We start from the raw sequence: 15,973 nt of genomic DNA, 5'->3' as shown, positions 1-15,973 counted from the left end.
CCATGAGCCGAGCCAACCGAGACGGCAAGCAACTCGCCCGGGAACGCGCCGAGCACGAGCAGGTACTGGCCGCCGAACTCTCCAGAAGGCGCCGCCGGCTCCTCGTCTACGGAGTGGTCCCGCTGGTGCTCGCCACCACCGGCCTGGTCGGATTCGTCGTCCAGCACCAGCGTTCCGCCGGCCCCGCGCTCGCCCCGCTCGGCGCGGTCGCCGACGGGAAGGCCATCCTGGTGGGCGCCCCGACGGCCCCCGCGACGCTGGACGTCTTCGAGGACTTCCGCTGCCCCGCCTGCAAGGGCGCGGAGGCCCGCTTCGGCGAGGCGTTCCAGAAACTCGTCCAGGCCGGCCAGCTGCGGATCCAGTACCACACGGCGGCTCTCATCGACGCCGGAAGGCAGGGCTACGGGTCCAGGCGCGCCGCCAACGCCGCCGCCTGCGCCCAGGACCAGAACAAGTTCGGCCAGTACCACGCCGTCCTGTTCTCCAATCAGCCCGCGGAGAACGACGATGCGTTCGGCAGCCGGGAGACGCTGCTCAAGCTGGCCGACCAGGTCCCCGGACTGCGGACGCCGGCCTTCGAGGGGTGTGTGAGGAACGGCGTCCACGACGGCTGGGTGCGCGACGTCACCCAGGAGTTCCACGACCGCAAGTTCACCGGCACCCCGACGATGCTGCTCAACGGGAGCAGACTCGACCCGGCGCTCGCCTCGGGCCCGCTCTCCTCCCCGGAAGCCTTCACGAAGGCGGTCGCCGACCTCGTCCCCAAGGTCGCGTCCTCCCCGCAGAGTTCGCCCGGCGCCGTCAGCCCCGCGGCCCCCGCCGACTCCCCCGGGGACTGAGCCCCGGTCCCGGACCGCCCCGCGAACGCCCGGAGCAAGCAGCTCCGAACCGCACGAGCGGCGGGAGCGGGCCGGTGGGGAGTCACGCCGACCCGAGCACCGCCTGCTGAGGCTGCGTCGGCACCACGATGACGGTCGTGGTGCCGGCCGTCAGGGCGGCCTCGAACTCCCGCTCCAGGTCTTCGGCGGTGGCCGCCTCGACCCCGCGGCAGCCGAAGCCGCGTGCCAGTGAGGCGATGTCGAGGCCCGGCAGGTCGAGCCCGGGCACGCCCGGGGTCTGCTCCAGTTCGGCGAAGGACTTCAGGATGGAGTACTCGCCGTTGCGCATCACCACGTAGACGATCGGCAGCCGGTGCTGCGCCGCCGTCCAGACGGCTTGCACGGAGTACTGGAAGGAGCCGTCGCCGATCAGGCCGATCACCGGCCGCACCGCGCCCCGGTCCCGGTCGCCGAGCGCGACGCCCACCGCTGCGGGGACACCCCAGCCGATCCCGCCGCTGGCCGTGGCGAAGAAGGAGCCGGTCCGCGCAGTCGGCAGCCACTCGGTCTGCTGTGCCATCGTCGAGGTCGACTCGTTGACGATCACCGCGTCCGACGGCCGGATCCGGCTCAGGACGGCGTAGACCTCCGGCGGGGTGAGCGGGCTGCGCTGCTCCGGCGGGAGCACCCGGGGCCGCGCCATCGGCTCCGGGGCGCTGCGCGCCGCACCGTCGGCGACCAGTTCCACCAGCAGTTCGATCGCCGCCCGGGGGTCGCCCAACAGGCTGTCGCCCACCCGGGCCGCCGCGGCCACCGCCGGGTCGGCCGTGATGTGCAGCAGTTCCGTCCCGTCCGGGAGGTAGGGGCCGGGCACATAGGGGTAGTAGCGGAACACCTCCGCCCCGATCACCAGCACCAGGTCGTGCCCGGTCAGCCGGTCGCCGACGGCCTTCACCGACATGCCGAGCGGGCCGCCGAACAGCGGGTGGTCCTCGGGGAAGGAGGTGCGGTCCGCCAGCGGGGCGCCGTAGACGCTCGCCCGCAGCTTCTCCGCCAGGGCGACGGCCGCGTCCCAGCCGCCGCTGCGGTCGACCTCCGGGCCGAGGACCAGCGCGGGGCGGCGGGCCGCGGAGAGCCGGTCGGCGAAGCCGCGCAGGCGCTGCGGGTCGGGATGGACGCGGTCGCTGACCGTCCGCGGCCGGGAGAAGGCGGACAGCGGCCGCTTCCAGTCGTCCATCGGGATCGACAGGTGGACCGGGCCGGCCGGCGGTTGCAGCGCCTCGGCGTAGGCCCGCATGAAGGCCTCGGGCACGTCCTCGGCGCGGGCGGGTTCGTAGGACCACTTCACCCACGGCTTGGGCAGGGTGACGGCCTCACGGTTGCTCAGGTACGGCTCGCCGATGACCAGTTCGCGGTGCTGCTGACCGGAGGTGACGATCAGCGGCGTGTTGCCGTGGTAGGCGGCGACCAGGTTGCCGAGGGCGTTGCCGAGGCCGGCCGAGGAGTGCACGTTGACCAGCGCCGGGCGGCCGGTGACCTGGGCGAAGGTGTCGGCCATCGCGACCACCGAGGCTTCCTGGAGCGCCAGCACATAGGTGAAGTCGGACGGGAAGTCCTGGAGGAAGGGCTGCTCGGTGGAGCCGGGGTTTCCGAAGACGGTGGTGAGCTTCAGGGTCCGCAGCAGGTCGTAGGTCACGCTCCGGACCGTGGGGCCGGTGGACTGGTCAGGCATGGGTGTCACCGATTCTCGTCGTGGGCCGGGCGCCGTGTCGACGCCCCTGCCGAGGGGTCGAGTCGCCGGACGAACGCTCCTGGTCGCCTTCGACAAACCGCTCGGTGACGACATGCTAGGCACCGCTCACGCTCCGTAGCATTCCGCGCGCCGGACGCCGACTGCCGGACCGTCGGGCGTCGGGTCGCCGACTGCGGTCGGGCCCGACGTCCGGCGGCCGTCAGTCGCGGAGCGCCTTCATGGCCGTCGACCAGGCTTCGAGGCCGTCGAACAGCTTCGTCGCGGCGGCGTCGTGGTGCGGGGCGGGCTCGAAGCGCGTGAGGTCCTCGAAGTCGGTGAACAGTGAGAACGCCAACTGCTGGTTGATGTGCGCCAGTTGGACCGCACTGGCGACGGCGCGCAGGTGCTCGGCGGCGCGGATGCCGCCGACCGTTCCGTAGGACACGATGGCGGCGGCCTTGTTGTTCCACTCGGCGTAGGCGAAGTCGATCGCGTTCTTGAGCGCGCCGGGGATGGAGTGGTTGTACTCGGGGGTGACGAAGACGTAGCCGTCGAACCCGGCGACCTTTGCCGCCCAGGCCCTGGTGTGCTCGTGCCGGTACTGGCCCATGGACGGCGGCAGCGGCTCGTCCATGAAGGGCAGCGGCCAGTCGGCGAGGTCGACCAGTTCGTACTCGGCGCCGGTGCGGGCGGCCGCCCGGTCGACGATCCAGTCGGCGACGGCCTTGCCGTTGCGTCCGGGTCGGGTGCTGCCGAGGATGACGGCGATCCTGAGGGTGCTCATGTCGTTCGCCCCTTCCACGGGAGGGAGGCACCCGGTGGCGCGGGGCGCAGGCGACCCCCGTCAGCTTGAGTCTTCAAGTCGTTTCACGAACCGCTCGACTTGAAGACTCAAGTGACAGCGTGGACCGGAGGGTGATTGTTCCCGCCCGCGGCGGTCAGCCGAGGCCGAGCTGCGCGGCGATCACCGTTCCGGACGGGTAGCAGTCGAAGCGCTTGATCCGGCCGTCGACCAGCTCGAACACGTCGCAGCAGGGGGCGTCCATCCGCCGGCCGGTGGCCGGGGCGGTGCCGGTGGGCAGTTCCAGCGGGCCGGTCTGGGTGCCCTGCAGGCGCAGCTGCACCACCACGATGTCGCCGGTGACGTAGACGCGCTCCAGTTCGCGGTGCATGTCGGGAAAGGCCTTGGCGTAGACCTCGACCGTCAGGCCGAGCTCCGCGGGGCCGCGGTAGGTGCGCGGCAGGGACATGTCGGTGAAGGTGCCGTCCTCGGTGAAGGCCGCGATCCAACCGGGGACGTCCTGGTCCTCGGCGACCTGGTAGGCGGCGCGGACGATCTTCTCGTTGTCGTGGGACATCTCGATTCTCCTGATCCGTCGGCGGCGGTTGCCGCATGCCTCAGGCGTTCACAACAACTTTAACCTTCAAGTCATGGCAGCGCATCATGGCGGCACATCACGGCGGCGCACCACTACAGCGTGCAGGCGCACGGCGGCCTCGCGGGACGGAGCCGCCCGCCGGGCCACCGGGATCCGGCTTGACGGTTCAGGTCACCGCGCCGGCGAGTCGATGCGCTGGAGGATGCGCTCGGCGTCCTGGCCGAGGCGGCGCAGGCGCTCGGCGGAGAGGTTGTCCACGACCAGGCGGCGGACGAGGGCCACGTGCCCGGGGGCGGCGGCTTCGAGCTTGGCCGTCCCGGCGGGCAGCAGGATCGCGTTGGTGAAGCGACCGTCGGCCGGGTCCGTCTCGCGCCGGAGGTAGCCGCGGCCCTCCAGGCGCTTGACCAGGTGGGAGAGGCGCGACAGCGAGGTGCTGGTGTGTTCGGCGAGCACGCTCATCCGCAGAGTCCGCCCGGGGGCCTCGGACAGCATGGCCAGCGTCATGTACTCCACCATGCTCAGGTCGGCGTCCCGCTGCAGCTCGGCGTCGATGGCCCACGGGAGCCTGGTCATCAGCCGGACCACCGACATCCAGGAGGCCAGCTCCCCCGCGCCGAGCCACCGCACATCGTCCTCGCCCGTCCGGGCCGGCGCCTCGTCCTGGGTGCTCATTGCGCGAGCGTATCAGCCGCACCTGGCACATGACCTGGGCGAACAGCGGGCGTCACCCACTTGAAGCTTCATGTCGCCGCCGGAGCCGGACAGGGGCGGGCGCCGTGATCCAAGCCCCCCAAAGAGGGGGGTACAGGTGATCCACATCACCCGCCTAACGTCGTCCCTGCCACCGGAAAGCGGACTCCGGCGGCAGAGACCTTCGGAGGTGGCGGTGCTGGACTTCTGGCTGACGCTGGCGGACCGGGAGTTCTACGTTCCGTTGGAGCGGGCCCCCGAGGTGGGCGAGCGGTACCGGCCCGGCGAGGTGCCGGACGGGTGGCGCGGAACCGCCGACGGGGTGTGGATGCACTGGCAGCCCGCCGAGCCGGTGATCGCGGAGCAGGGGTGGAAGGTGCACGTCTCCACCACGGTGCCGCGGCTGCAGTTCACCCTCGACACGGTGGCGCGGATCTGCTTCGAGGAAGGCCTCGCGTTCAAGCACCTGGCGAACCGGCTGTTCTTCGAGACCATGCACCACAAGCACGCGGCGCGGTCGCAGGCCGGCAAGTTCTGCGCGGTGTACCCGCCGGACGCGGACAGTGCGCGGCGGCTGCTGGACCGGCTGTCGGTCGAGCTGAAGGACGAGGTCGGTCCGTACGTGCTCTCCGACCGGCGGTACGGCGACACCGGGGTGGTCTACTACCGCTACGGCGCCTACCTGACCCGCACCCTCACCCAGCTCGACGGCACCAGGCTGCACCTGATCAGGGACGGGCACGGCAACGACGTCCCGGACGTGCGGTCCGCGCAGTTCGTGCTGCCGGCCGGCATCGAGGACCCGTTCGCACTGCCGGCCGAGCCGCACGCGGGGCCGATCCTGCTCCATGACCGGTTCGAGATCAACAAGGTGATCCGGCACAGCAACGGCGGCGGCACCTACCGGGCGGTCGACACCACCACCGGCCGGACGGTGTTCATCAAGGAGGCCCGGGCCCACAACGGCCTGATCGGCGACGACACCGACTCCCGGGACCGGCTGCGCAAGGAGTACGCCATGCTGCAGCTGATCCACGAGCAGGCCCCGGGGCTCTGCCCGGAGCCGGTCGACTACTTCACGGAGTGGGAACACGACTTCCTGGTCGCCGAGTTCGTCGAGGGCACCGGCTTCCTCCAGTGGGTCGCCGGGAACACCGTGATGGGCCGGCTGGGCGTGGCGGCCGAACGCCACGCGGCCTACCTCGCCAAGGTGGAGCAGCTGATGGCGGGCCTGCGGGAGCGGATCGACCAGCTGCACGCGATCGGCATGCGGTTCGGCGACCTCAGCCACGGCAACGTGGTGGTCCTGGAGGACCTGACGGTCCGCCTGATCGACTTCGAGACCTCGACGCTGCTGACCGAAGCGCCGTCCCCGCTCGGCACGCCGGGGTACACCCCGCCGCGGCCGCTGCGCGAGGCGGGCGTCGACAACGACGAGTACGGGCTGGCCGGCCTGGCGCTGTGCGCGCTGTTCCCGCTCAGCCAGCCGCTGGAGCGCGATCCGCGCGGCCGGGCGGAGCTGTACCTGCGCGACCTCGAACAGGAGGTGCCGATCCCGGAGGCGCTGTGGCGCACCGCGACCAGGTACCACGGCACGGCCACCCCCGACGTGACGAGCAGTCATGAACTGCCCACCGCCGACGAGTTGGACGACGACCCGGAGCGGGCGCTCGCCGGGCTGCGCGACGGCATCGCCGCGGGCCTGCTCGCGATGGCCAGGCCGGACGGCCCGGACTGGCTGTTCCCGCCCTCGCCGCGCGGCTACGCGGCGAACACCCACTGTCTGGAGCACGGCTCGGCCGGTGTGCTGCACGCCCTGCACCAGGCGAAGGTGCCGATCCCCGACGAGGTGCTGGCCCGGTTCCGCCGCGACGTGCTGGCGAACACCGGTGCCATGGCCCCGGGCCTACAGGTCGGCACCGCCGGCCTGGCCTGGGTGATGGCCGAACTCGGCCTGGCCGAGGAGGCCGAGCAGCTGCTGCACACCTCGCTGCAGCATCCGCTCGCGCTGGCCTCCGCCCACCTCGGCAACGGCGCGGCCGGCATCGGCCTGGTCCACCTGGACCTGCACGCCCGGTACGGCGGCGACCAGCGGCTGGTCACCGCCACCAAGCTCGGCGACACGTTCATCGGGCAGCACCGGGACGTCGTCCGGTCCGACGCGGGCACCGCGGGCCTGGCGGACGGCCTGTCCGGGACGGCGCTCTTCCTGACGGCGCTCGGCGAGTACACCGGCGAGCGCCGCTACCTGGACGGCGCGGTCGAGCTGATGCACGCCGAGCTCGACCGGGCGGTGGACGGCGGTACGGACGGGCTGCTGTTCCGGGACGACTCCGGGATCCGCAACCTGCCCTATCTGTCGATCGGTTCGGCCGGCGTCGCACTGGCGCTGTCCCGGCTGGCGGCCGTGACCGGCGACGAGCGCTGCACCGCCGAGCTGCCCCGGGTGCTGACCATGTGCCGGCTCACCTGTGCGGCCGAACCCGGCCTCTACCTGGGCGTCGCGGGCTGGGCGTACACCCTCGCCGAGCACGCCCACCGCTCCGGCGACGACGCCGAGCAGCAGGTCGCGGTGCGGATCGCGACCGGCCTGGCGAAGTACGCGATCCGCCAACCGTCGGGCCTGCGGGTGCTGGCCGGCGGTCAGGAGCGGTACACCGCGGACCTCGCCTCCGGCAGCGCGGGCGTCCTGCTCGCCCTCTCCAGGGTGCTCGACGGACCCGGGGTGCAGCTGCTCCCCGACCCGACCGCCCACTGAACTCCGGTCCCCGGCGCCGCCGGGAACCGGTCACCGTCCCTCGAACCCCCTCGAGTCGACGGACCGTCACATCGGTAACCACAGCGAAGGAAGGACACGACATGAACGCCGTCATCGCCCTGCAGGCCCTGGAAGAGACCACCGAGGCCATCGAGACCCCCGGCTTCTCCGGCCTCGGCAGCCTGATCAGCCTCTACGGCTCCTGCTCCACCAGCTGCCGCCCGGCGTGACCCACGCCCTCCACCGGAAGGACGGCCTCGACATGAACGCTGTTCTCGCCCTCCAGGGCCTGCCGGAGAGCGCCGGGTCCGCCGAGGGCCTGGCCGTCACCACCATCGGCAGCTTCATCAGCCGGTTCAGTGAGTGCTCCTCCAGCTGCCAGATCGCCTGATCCTCCGATCGGTGGCCTGACAGCCCCGGGCGGCATCCGACAGACCTCAACTGCCGGATGCCGCCCGGCTCCACTTTACGCACCAGATTTTTTCGCACGAGAATTTCCGCACGAGGGGAAAGGCACATCCGGATGGTCGACACCATGCCGGCTCCGGCCGTCGGCGACGCCGGGACCACCGGGGCCGCCGGGGCCGCCGGGGCCGCCACCGGGACGCGGCCGGGCGCCGCCGACGGACCGCGGGCCGCCGAACCGACGCTCCGCGAAGCCCTCGCGCAGCTGCGCCGCTACGTGGCCCCCGAGCGCCGGCGGCTGCTGGCGGCGGGTGGGCTGCTGCTGCTCTCCGGAACCGTCGGACTGGTGCAACCGCTGGTCGTCCAGCACCTGTTGGGCGGCGCGAACCCGCTGAGCGGCGCCGCCCGGCCGCTGCTCGCGCTGATGGCCCTGGTCCTGGTCGGCGCGGCCGCCTCGGCGTACGGCAGCTACCAGTTGAGCTCGGCCGCCGAGGGCGCGGTGCTGACGGCCCGTCGGCAGCTGACCGCGCACGTGCTGCGGCTGCCGATGACCGCGTTCCGCCGGGCCACCCCCGGCGACCTGATGGCCCGGGTCACCGGTGACACCACCCTGCTGCGCCAGGTGGTCCAGCAGACCCTGGTGCAGGCCGTCACCGGCCTGATCATGACGCTCGGCGCGCTCGTCATGATGGCCGTCCTGGACCCGGTGCTGCTGGGCGCCAGCGTGCTGGCCATCGCGCTGCTGCTGGGCGCCCTCGGGCTCGTCATGCCGCGGATCCGCCGGGCGTCGATCGGCGCGCAGGACTCGGTCGGCGAGATGGGCGCGGTGCTGGACCGGTCGCTGACCGCGTTCACCACCGTCAAGGCCTGCGGCACCGAGGAGTTGGAGGCCCGCCGGGTCGCCGAGGCGGCCGAGGCTGCGTACCGGCACGGCGTGGTGCGGGCCCGCTGGGACTCCACCGCCAACGCCGTCGCCATGCTCGCGGTGCACCTGGTCTTCCTCGTGGTGCTCGGCGTCGGCGCGCTGCGGGTCTCCTACGGCGCGATCCCGGTCGCCACCCTGGTGGCGTTCCTGCTGTACGTCTTCTTCCTCACCGAGCCGGTGATGTCGCTGGTCGGGGTGTTTGCGTTCGCGCAGACCGGGCGGGCGGCGCTCCAGCGGATCGGCGAGATCACCCGGCTGCCCCCGGAGCCGCCGCGTGCGCCTGCCGCCCCGCGCGCGCCCGCCGCGCCTCGGGAACCCGCCGCCGCCGCGTCCGGCGACGCCGCCGTGGTCTTCGACCGGGTGTCGTTCCGCTACCCCGGCACGCCCGACCCGGTGCTGCGCGAGTTCTCGCTGGCCGTGCCCGCGGTGGGCCTGACCGCCCTGGTCGGACCGTCCGGCGCCGGCAAGAGCACCGTGCTGAGCCTCATCGAACGCTTCTGGGACCCGGACGCCGGCACGATCGCACTGGAGGGCGCCGAGGTCCGGGACTGGGACCTGCACCGGCTGCGCTCGGTCATCGGCTACGTCGAGCAGGACGCCCCGGTGATGGCCGGATCGCTGCGCGAGAACCTCGCCTACGCCGCCGACCGGGCCACCGACGCGGAGCTCCACGAAGTCCTCGGACTCACCCGACTCGACGGCCTGTTGACCCGCCTCGGCGGCGACCTGGACGCGCCCGTGCAGTACCGCGGCGTCTCGCTCTCCGGCGGCGAACGGCAGCGGATCGCCATCGCCCGGGCGCTGCTGCGCCGGCCCCGGCTGCTGCTGCTCGACGAGGCGACCTCGCAGCTCGACGCCGTCAACGAGGCGGCGCTGCGCTCCGTGGTGCAGGACCTCGCCGCCCGGATGCCCGTCCTCGCCGTCGCCCACCGGCTGTCCACGGTCCGCGACGCCACCCGGATCGCCGTGGTGCGGTCCGGCGCCGTCGGCGCGGTCGGCACCCACGAGGAGCTGCTCCGCACCGACCGGCTCTACGCCCAACTGGCCGCCCAGCAGCTGCTCACCGATGCGACACCCTCCGGACGAACCAATTCCCCATTCTCCGCTTGATCTTGACGATGCACACGTTTCGAGATCAACTTGTCCCCCGTCAATTCACGTTGCCAGGGGGTCTCGTTGGGATCAGGGCCGCGTTCGGGGCTGGGATCGGGGCTGCAACGCGCCCGGCAGTTCATGCTCCTGGCCACCGGGCTGTACCGGGCCAGTCACCTGGTCAACGGCGTGGCCGCGGCCGGCGGCACCGGCGTCGCGATGCTGCTGTTCGGGGTGTCGCTGACCAGCAGCGCGGTCCTGTTCGTCCCCGGGTACCGGAAAGGGGAGTTCGGCCGCTACCGGCTCTGGTGCGACGTCCTGCTGACCGGCTGCCTGGTCCCCGTCGTCGCGCTGGCGACCGGCGCCGCGCCGGGCGCGCAGGCCGGCTCCTGGGTGATGCTGCTGGGCAGCTCGGCGACCGCCGCGGCGGCGGCCGGGCTGTCGGGACGCGAGGCGGCGGGCGCGGTCGCCCTGGTGGTGGCCGTGCACACGGCCTGCTTCCTCCAGGAGAGCGCGGCCCGCCCGCTGGCCGGGCACCTGGTCTCGCTGGTCTCCTCCGCGCTGCTGGCCCAGGTCTTCCGGAGCTACCTGCACCGGCAGGGCGTGCAGCTCGACGAGGCCCGGGAGCGGGCGGTGCGGGCCGAGGCCGCCCGCGCCCGCCGGGCCGAACGGACCGCCCAGCACCGGGCGTTGCACGACACCGTGCTGGCGACCCTGACCGCCATCGCGCACCAGCGGGTCGACGCCACCGCGCCGCGGTTCCGCGAGCGGTGCGCCCGGGAGGCGTCCTACCTGCGGCGGCTGATCCAGCGCTCGGACGAGGAGGACGGGCAGGGCGGCGCCATCGCGGCGGGCGAGGTGCTGGAACAGGCGGTGACCGCCGCCGAGGGCATCGGTCTGGCCGTCAGCGCCCGGTACCACGCGCTGCCCGCGCTGCCCGCGCCGGTGGCCCGTTCGCTGGCCGCCGCCGTCACGGAGGCGCTCAACAACGTCCGTCACCACGCGGGCACGTCGACCGCGCACCTGACCGCCGCCGGGCAGGGCGACGGGATCGCCGTCACCGTCGTGGACGACGGCTGCGGCTTCGACACCGGGCGCACCCCGGCCGCCGGCACCGGCCTGCGGCAGTCGATCGTCAGCCGGATGCAGGAGATCGGCGGCGCAGCCGCAGTGGACAGTGCCCCCGGCGAGGGCACCCTGGTGGAACTGAGGTGGCCCGCATGACCGACCGGACCTGCGACGCGATCGCGGTCGCGGCGGTGGACGACGACCGGATGCTGCTGGACGGCCTGTGCTCGTGGCTGGAGAAGGTCCCGCAGTTACGGCTGCTCGCCAGCGCCCCGACCGTGGGCGACCTGCTCTCCGGGCCGGGCCGCGCGGCGGACGTCGTGCTGCTCGACCTGATGCTGCGGGACGGCTCGGCGCCCGAGTCGAACGTCTCCCGGCTGTGCGCCGCCGGCCCCCGGGTGCTGGTGATCAGCACGCACGCGGCGCCCGCCGACGTGGCGGACACCATCGCGGCGGGCGCGGCCGGCTACCTGACCAAGGATCACGACCTGGACCGCCTGGTGGACGTGATCGGCGAGGTCGCCGCGGGCCGGGCCGTGCACTCCCCCGAGATGGCCTTCGCGCTGGCCCACGACGACCGCCCGGGGCGTCCCCGGCTCGCCCCCCGCGAGCTCCAGGTGCTGCTGGACTACGCCTCCGGGCTGACGCTCAAGGCGACCGCCCGCCGGGCCGGCATCAGCCCGCAGACCGCCAAGTGGTACCTCGACCAGGTCAAGGAGAAGTACCAGCGGGCCGGCCGCCCCACCTTCACCAAGCTCGACCTGGCCGCCCGGGTCCGCGAGGACCGGCTGAGCGTCACGGCGCCGTCGCCACCGGCGCCGTGACGCGGCGCGGGGCTGCGCGACTTCCCGGCGCGCGCCGAGCCGGACGGCCAGCCGGACGCAGCCCGCGACGAGCAGCACCGTGACGGCCGGCGCCGCCCGGACGTCGGTGCCCGCGGTGCCGCCGACCCGCCGGTGGGCGGCCTCGAACTGTTACGGAGCCGGCCGGTGGCTGTTACACGACCGGCGGTTCGCCGAGCGGCTCGCTTCCTAGCGTGAGCGACGTCAACCCGCGGGCAACGGCCCGCAGGTGACGGACATTCGGAGGAAGCCCATGTCAGCTACCACGTCCGTCCGCCGCGCGGTTCGCCTCGCACTGGTCTCGGCGGCCGCCGCCGGGGCGCTCGTGCTGCCCGGCGCCGCCGCGTTCGCCGACACCGCCACCCCGACCCCGACCCTGGCCCCGGCCGCCGCGTCGCCCAGCGCGGTGCGCTCGGCGGCGCCGTCCCCGGTGGCGTCCGCGCCGAGCGTGGCCGCCACGCCCGGCGCCCAGGTCGGCCAGGTGCCCCGGGGCGGCGCGCAGACCGGCGAAGGCCCGACCGGCGGCGGCTCGACCACCACGCTCGTGCTCGGCACCGGGCTCGCGGCGGCCGGCGTCGCCACGATCGGTGTGCTGGTCTCCCGGCGCCGTGCCGCAGCCCGGAACTAGTCCGCACCGCCGCGGCCGGCGCTCCTCGTGGGTGCCGGCCGTGGCGGCCGGACTGCTGATCGCCGTCGGGGTGACGCTGGCGACCACGCGCGGCGCGGATCCCGCGCCGGTGCGGATCGTCGCCGCCGACCCGGCCGGACCGGCCGCCGCCGCACCACCGGCCACCTCGCCGCCGCCCGCGACCGCGCAGGTCCCGCTCTCGCCGCCGGTGCGGCTGCTGATCCCCCGGATCGGCGTGGACGCGCCCGTGCAGGACGTCGGCCTCAACCCGGACGGCACCGTCGAAGTCCCGCCGCTCGACCGGCCGCAGCAGGTCGGCTGGTACCGGGGCGGCCCCGCGCCGGGCCAGGTCGGACCGGCCGTGCTGCTCGGGCACTACGACACCCACAAGGGCCCCGCGGTGTTCAACCGGCTGCCGGGACTGCACCCGGGCGACCGGATCGACATCCGGCGGGAGGACGGCAGCGTCCTCTCCTACCAGGTGCGCGAGCTGCGCCAGTTCGCGAAGGACGCCTTCCCGACCGACCTGGTGTACGGCGACACCCCGGGCCCGCAGCTGCGGCTGATCACCTGCGGCGGCACCCTCGGCGGCAACGGCCACTACACCGACAACATCATCGTCTTCGCCGACCCGGTCACCCCCTGACCCCGACCCCACACCCCGACCGCCCGCCGCCCGCGACCCCGCGACGGTGGGCGGTCCGGCGGTGGTGGACACTTGCTGCTCCCCCGCTCGCACCCGAAAGGCGCGGTCTCGACGTGAAGACCTGGCCCATCCGCTCCGCCCTGCTGCGGTGCGCACTGCTCGGGCTGCTGGCCGTCGCGGCGGCCACCGGCTGCCGGTCGCCCGGCGGCCTGGACGACGCCGGGGCGACCCGCCCGATCCGGTCCCACCCGAGCCCCCGACCGCTGTGGCCGGCCTCCGGGACCTCCGCGCCGCCCGCCGCACAGGCCGTGGCGGACCGGCAACCGCCCGTCCCGCTGCCCGGACTGTCGGCCGGCTCGCTCGACGAACTCGACACCCGCACCGTGCTCGCCCAGGACCCGGACCTGACCTCCGGCGAGCGGGCCGCCCTGAACGGCCGGTGCACCGGCTGCGAAGTCCGGCCCGCCCAGTACCGCGACCTGGACGGCGACGGCAGCCCCGAGATGCTGACCGCCGTGGTCACCGGCACCGACTCCGACGCCGGACGGGCCGTGCTGCGCGTCTACACCCTGCGCGGCCACGACGTGCTGCCGGTCCTGGCCCTGACGGTGCTTCCGGGATTCACCGCCGAGACCGTCGGCGAGGACCTGGTCGTCCACGAGCCCACCGGCCCGTCCGCCGAGACCAGCAGCACCTACCGGTGGAGCTCCGACCGGATGGCCTTCGTCGACCGCCGGATCAAGGGCACCGACCCGGACCAGAACGCCGCCGGCTGCCTGCCCGACGGTCCGTCGACCCGGCCCGTGGCACCGTCCGCCGTGCCCTCGCCGGTCCCCGCCGCCACCGACGACGCCCCGGCCCTGCGACAGGGCGCCGCCGTCCGACCCACCCCGTCGAGGAACCGATGACCACTCCCGCACCCGGCACCCCCCGCATCCTGCTGGTCGAGGACGACGAGGTGATCCGCGAGGCCACCCAACTCGCCCTGGAACGCTACGGATTCCCGGTCGAGACCGCCGCCGACGGCCTGGAGGGCCTGGAGCGGTTCCGCGCCGCACCGCCGGACCTGCTGCTGCTCGACGTGATGCTGCCGCTGCTCGACGGCGTCGGCCTGTGCCGGCGCATCCGCGAGGAGAGCCGGCTGCCGATCCTGATGATGTCGGCCCGCACCGAACCCATCGACGTGATCTCCGGCCTGGAGGCCGGCGCCGACGACTACGTGGTCAAGCCGTTCGAGATCGCCGTCCTGGTCGCCCGGATCCGCACCGTGCTGCGCCGCACCGGCTTCGGACCGGCCGCCACCACCGCGACGCCCGGGCCCGCGCACGCCGTACGGGTGATCGACGACCTGGAGGTGGACACCGACGCGCTGGAGGTCCGGGTCGCCGGGCGGCCGGTGCCGCTCACCCCGACCGAACTCCGCCTGCTGCTCGAATTCACCGCCGCACCCGGCGTCCTGATGGAGCGTCAGGTTCTGCTGGAGCGGGTCTGGGACTACTCCTGGGGAGCCGACAGCCGGGTGGTGGACGTCCACGTCCAACGGCTCCGGGCGAAGATCGGCGCCGCCCGGATCGAAACCGTCCGGGGCTTCGGCTACAGACTGCGGCGGACGCTGTGACGCTCCGCCGGCAGATCGCCGCCGTGATCGCCCTGGTCTCCTGCCTGGTCGCACTGGCCGTGGGCGCCCTGGTCCACCAGGCCTCGGTGCGTCAGCACACCGACCAGGCCCGCAAGTCCGCGATGGCCGCCCTCGACTCGGTGCTCACCGGCTACGACGCGACCGGCGACCTGGTCGGCGGCTGGCACTCCGCCGCCGACGACCCGGCGCTGCCCGCGGAACTGCGCCGGCTGGCCGAACGGGGCCGGCAGGGCTCGATGCTCGGCCCCGGGCCGCACGGCCCCGCGATGTGGGCGGCCGCCGGGGCCGACGGACGGGTGCTGTCCGTCCGGATCGACTACGCCGAGGACGCCCGGGCGATCGCCGACCTGGACCGCGCCGTGGCCATCGGCGCCGCACTGTCCGTCCTGGTCACCGTGCTCGCCGGGGTCCTCGCCGCCGACCGGATCAGCAGCCGCCTGCGGACCGCCGCCCGCACCGCCCGCACCATCGCCCGCGGCGACCTGGACGCCCGGATCGGCCGACTCGGCCGCACCCGCGACGAGGTGGCCGAACTGGCCGCCGCCGTCGACTCGATGTCCGCCGCGCTGCGCAGCAAGCTCGCCGGCGAACAGCGCTTCACCGCCGACGTCGCCCACGAACTGCGCACGCCCCTGACCGGCCTGCTGACCGCCTCCGAACTGCTCCCGCCCGGCCGGCCCACCGAACTGGTCCGCAACCGGGTCCGCGCGCTGCGCGACCTGACCGAGGACCTGCTGGAGGTGTCCCGTCTGGACGCCGGCGCCGAGACGCCGGACCTCGCCGACCTGCCGCTCGCCCCGCTGCTGACCCGGATCGCCGCGAACACCGGCGTGGACGTCGAGTTGCGGATCGACTCCGACGCGACGGTCACCACCGACCCGCGCCGCCTCGACCGGGTCGTCGCCAACCTGATCGCCAACGCCCACCGGCACGGCCGGCCGCCCGTCCTGGCCACGGTCGACGGCACCACCGTGACCGTCCGCGACCACGGCCCCGGCTACCCCGAGGACATCCTCCGGGAAGGCCCGCAACGCTTCCGCACCGGAGCCCGCGAACGCGGCGGCGGCCACGGCCTCGGCCTCACCATCGCCCAGGGCCACGCCACCGCGATCGGCGCCCGCCTCACCCTCGCCAACCACCCCGAAGGCGGCGCCCTCGCCCACCTCCACCTCCCCGGCCCCGACACCCCGCCCTGAACAGGCCCGGACCTCGGCCCGACACACCACCGCGCGAACGACCTGACGGACCGCCGGGGCGGGGACGAGCACGGCGGAGGCCATGGAACCGGACGAGAACGGAGCCATGGGCACAGCGGCACGGGCCCGACCCACCGGACGCGGCGTCAGGCCTC

Annotated in this window: 16 protein-coding genes; 12 read left to right on the top strand and 4 right to left on the bottom strand. The window is 74.0% G+C overall.

The features are described 5' to 3' along the window. Nucleotides 1–2 precede the first annotated feature (2 nt). Nucleotides 3–839 carry a DsbA family protein gene (locus ACIQF6_RS00705; protein WP_400888387.1) on the top strand — a complete coding sequence of 279 codons (837 nt, stop codon included), beginning with the start codon at nucleotides 3–5 and terminating at the stop codon, nucleotides 837–839. A gap of 82 nt (nucleotides 840–921) precedes the next feature. On the opposite strand, the gene mdlC is transcribed toward ACIQF6_RS00705, so the two are convergent. The 4 genes from mdlC to ACIQF6_RS00685 all read right to left on the bottom strand — a co-directional run bounded on the left by mdlC (nucleotide 922) and on the right by ACIQF6_RS00685 (nucleotide 4,601). Further along, nucleotides 922–2,550, bottom strand: a complete 1,629-nt coding sequence (gene mdlC, locus ACIQF6_RS00700; RefSeq protein ID WP_400888385.1) for a benzoylformate decarboxylase — start codon at nucleotides 2,548–2,550, stop codon at nucleotides 922–924. A 220-nt stretch (nucleotides 2,551–2,770) separates the two neighbouring features. Next, a complete protein-coding gene (locus tag ACIQF6_RS00695) occupies nucleotides 2,771–3,334 on the bottom strand; it encodes an NADPH-dependent FMN reductase (protein ID WP_400888383.1) in 564 nt (187 codons plus the stop codon). 154 nt (nucleotides 3,335–3,488) lie between these two features. Next, a complete protein-coding gene (locus ACIQF6_RS00690; protein WP_400888380.1) occupies nucleotides 3,489–3,908 on the bottom strand; it encodes a nuclear transport factor 2 family protein in 420 nt (139 codons plus the stop codon). A gap of 192 nt (nucleotides 3,909–4,100) precedes the next feature. Next, nucleotides 4,101–4,601 (bottom strand): MarR family winged helix-turn-helix transcriptional regulator, encoded by a 501-nt coding sequence (locus tag ACIQF6_RS00685; protein WP_400888377.1) that lies wholly within the window; start codon nucleotides 4,599–4,601, stop codon nucleotides 4,101–4,103. Between the two features lie 214 nt (nucleotides 4,602–4,815). On the opposite strand from ACIQF6_RS00685, the gene lanKC reads away from it, so the two are divergent. From lanKC to ACIQF6_RS00630, 11 genes are all read left to right on the top strand, one after another. Further along, on the top strand, nucleotides 4,816–7,377 hold the full coding sequence (lanKC, locus tag ACIQF6_RS00680; RefSeq protein ID WP_400888375.1) for a class III lanthionine synthetase LanKC: 2,562 nt from the start codon (nucleotides 4,816–4,818) through the stop codon (nucleotides 7,375–7,377). Nucleotides 7,378–7,478: 101 nt separating this feature from the next. Next, nucleotides 7,479–7,607, top strand: a complete 129-nt coding sequence (locus ACIQF6_RS00675) for a class III lanthipeptide (RefSeq protein WP_400888373.1) — start codon at nucleotides 7,479–7,481, stop codon at nucleotides 7,605–7,607. 32 nt (nucleotides 7,608–7,639) lie between these two features. Then, entirely contained in the window at nucleotides 7,640–7,768 is a 129-nt protein-coding gene (locus ACIQF6_RS00670) for a hypothetical protein (RefSeq protein ID WP_363471413.1), read from the top strand. Nucleotides 7,769–7,900: 132 nt separating this feature from the next. Then, nucleotides 7,901–9,817, top strand: coding sequence for an ABC transporter ATP-binding protein (locus ACIQF6_RS00665; RefSeq protein ID WP_400888372.1), 1,917 nt, complete (start codon nucleotides 7,901–7,903; stop codon nucleotides 9,815–9,817). A 123-nt stretch (nucleotides 9,818–9,940) separates the two neighbouring features. Next, entirely contained in the window at nucleotides 9,941–11,023 is a 1,083-nt protein-coding gene (locus ACIQF6_RS00660) for a sensor histidine kinase (RefSeq protein ID WP_400888371.1), read from the top strand. Beyond that, the gene (locus ACIQF6_RS00655; protein ID WP_400888368.1) at nucleotides 11,020–11,691 is read left to right on the top strand and encodes a response regulator; all 672 of its coding nucleotides are present in this window, start codon (nucleotides 11,020–11,022) and stop codon (nucleotides 11,689–11,691) included. The genes ACIQF6_RS00660 and ACIQF6_RS00655 overlap by 4 nt, the downstream gene beginning before the upstream one ends. A 271-nt stretch (nucleotides 11,692–11,962) precedes the next feature. Next, nucleotides 11,963–12,337 (top strand): sortase-dependent protein, encoded by a 375-nt coding sequence (locus ACIQF6_RS00650; protein ID WP_400888367.1) that lies wholly within the window; start codon nucleotides 11,963–11,965, stop codon nucleotides 12,335–12,337. 40 nt (nucleotides 12,338–12,377) lie between these two features. Beyond that, nucleotides 12,378–12,983: a class F sortase gene (locus tag ACIQF6_RS00645; RefSeq protein ID WP_400888366.1), complete on the top strand. Its 606-nt coding sequence runs from the start codon at nucleotides 12,378–12,380 to the stop codon at nucleotides 12,981–12,983. A 113-nt stretch (nucleotides 12,984–13,096) separates the two neighbouring features. Beyond that, a complete protein-coding gene (locus ACIQF6_RS00640; protein WP_400888364.1) occupies nucleotides 13,097–13,891 on the top strand; it encodes a hypothetical protein in 795 nt (264 codons plus the stop codon). After that, nucleotides 13,888–14,601 (top strand): two-component system response regulator CseB, encoded by a 714-nt coding sequence (cseB, locus tag ACIQF6_RS00635; protein WP_400888362.1) that lies wholly within the window; start codon nucleotides 13,888–13,890, stop codon nucleotides 14,599–14,601. The genes ACIQF6_RS00640 and cseB overlap by 4 nt, the downstream gene beginning before the upstream one ends. Then, entirely contained in the window at nucleotides 14,598–15,818 is a 1,221-nt protein-coding gene (locus ACIQF6_RS00630) for a sensor histidine kinase (protein ID WP_400888360.1), read from the top strand. Before cseB ends, ACIQF6_RS00630 begins: the two co-directional genes overlap by 4 nt. Nucleotides 15,819–15,973: the final 155 nt, after the last annotated feature.

The sequence above is a fragment of the Kitasatospora sp. NPDC092948 genome, assembly GCF_044754805.1.
Classification (GTDB): Bacteria; Actinomycetota; Actinomycetes; order Streptomycetales; family Streptomycetaceae; genus Kitasatospora.
This window is presented reverse-complemented; position numbering and strand designations above follow the sequence as displayed.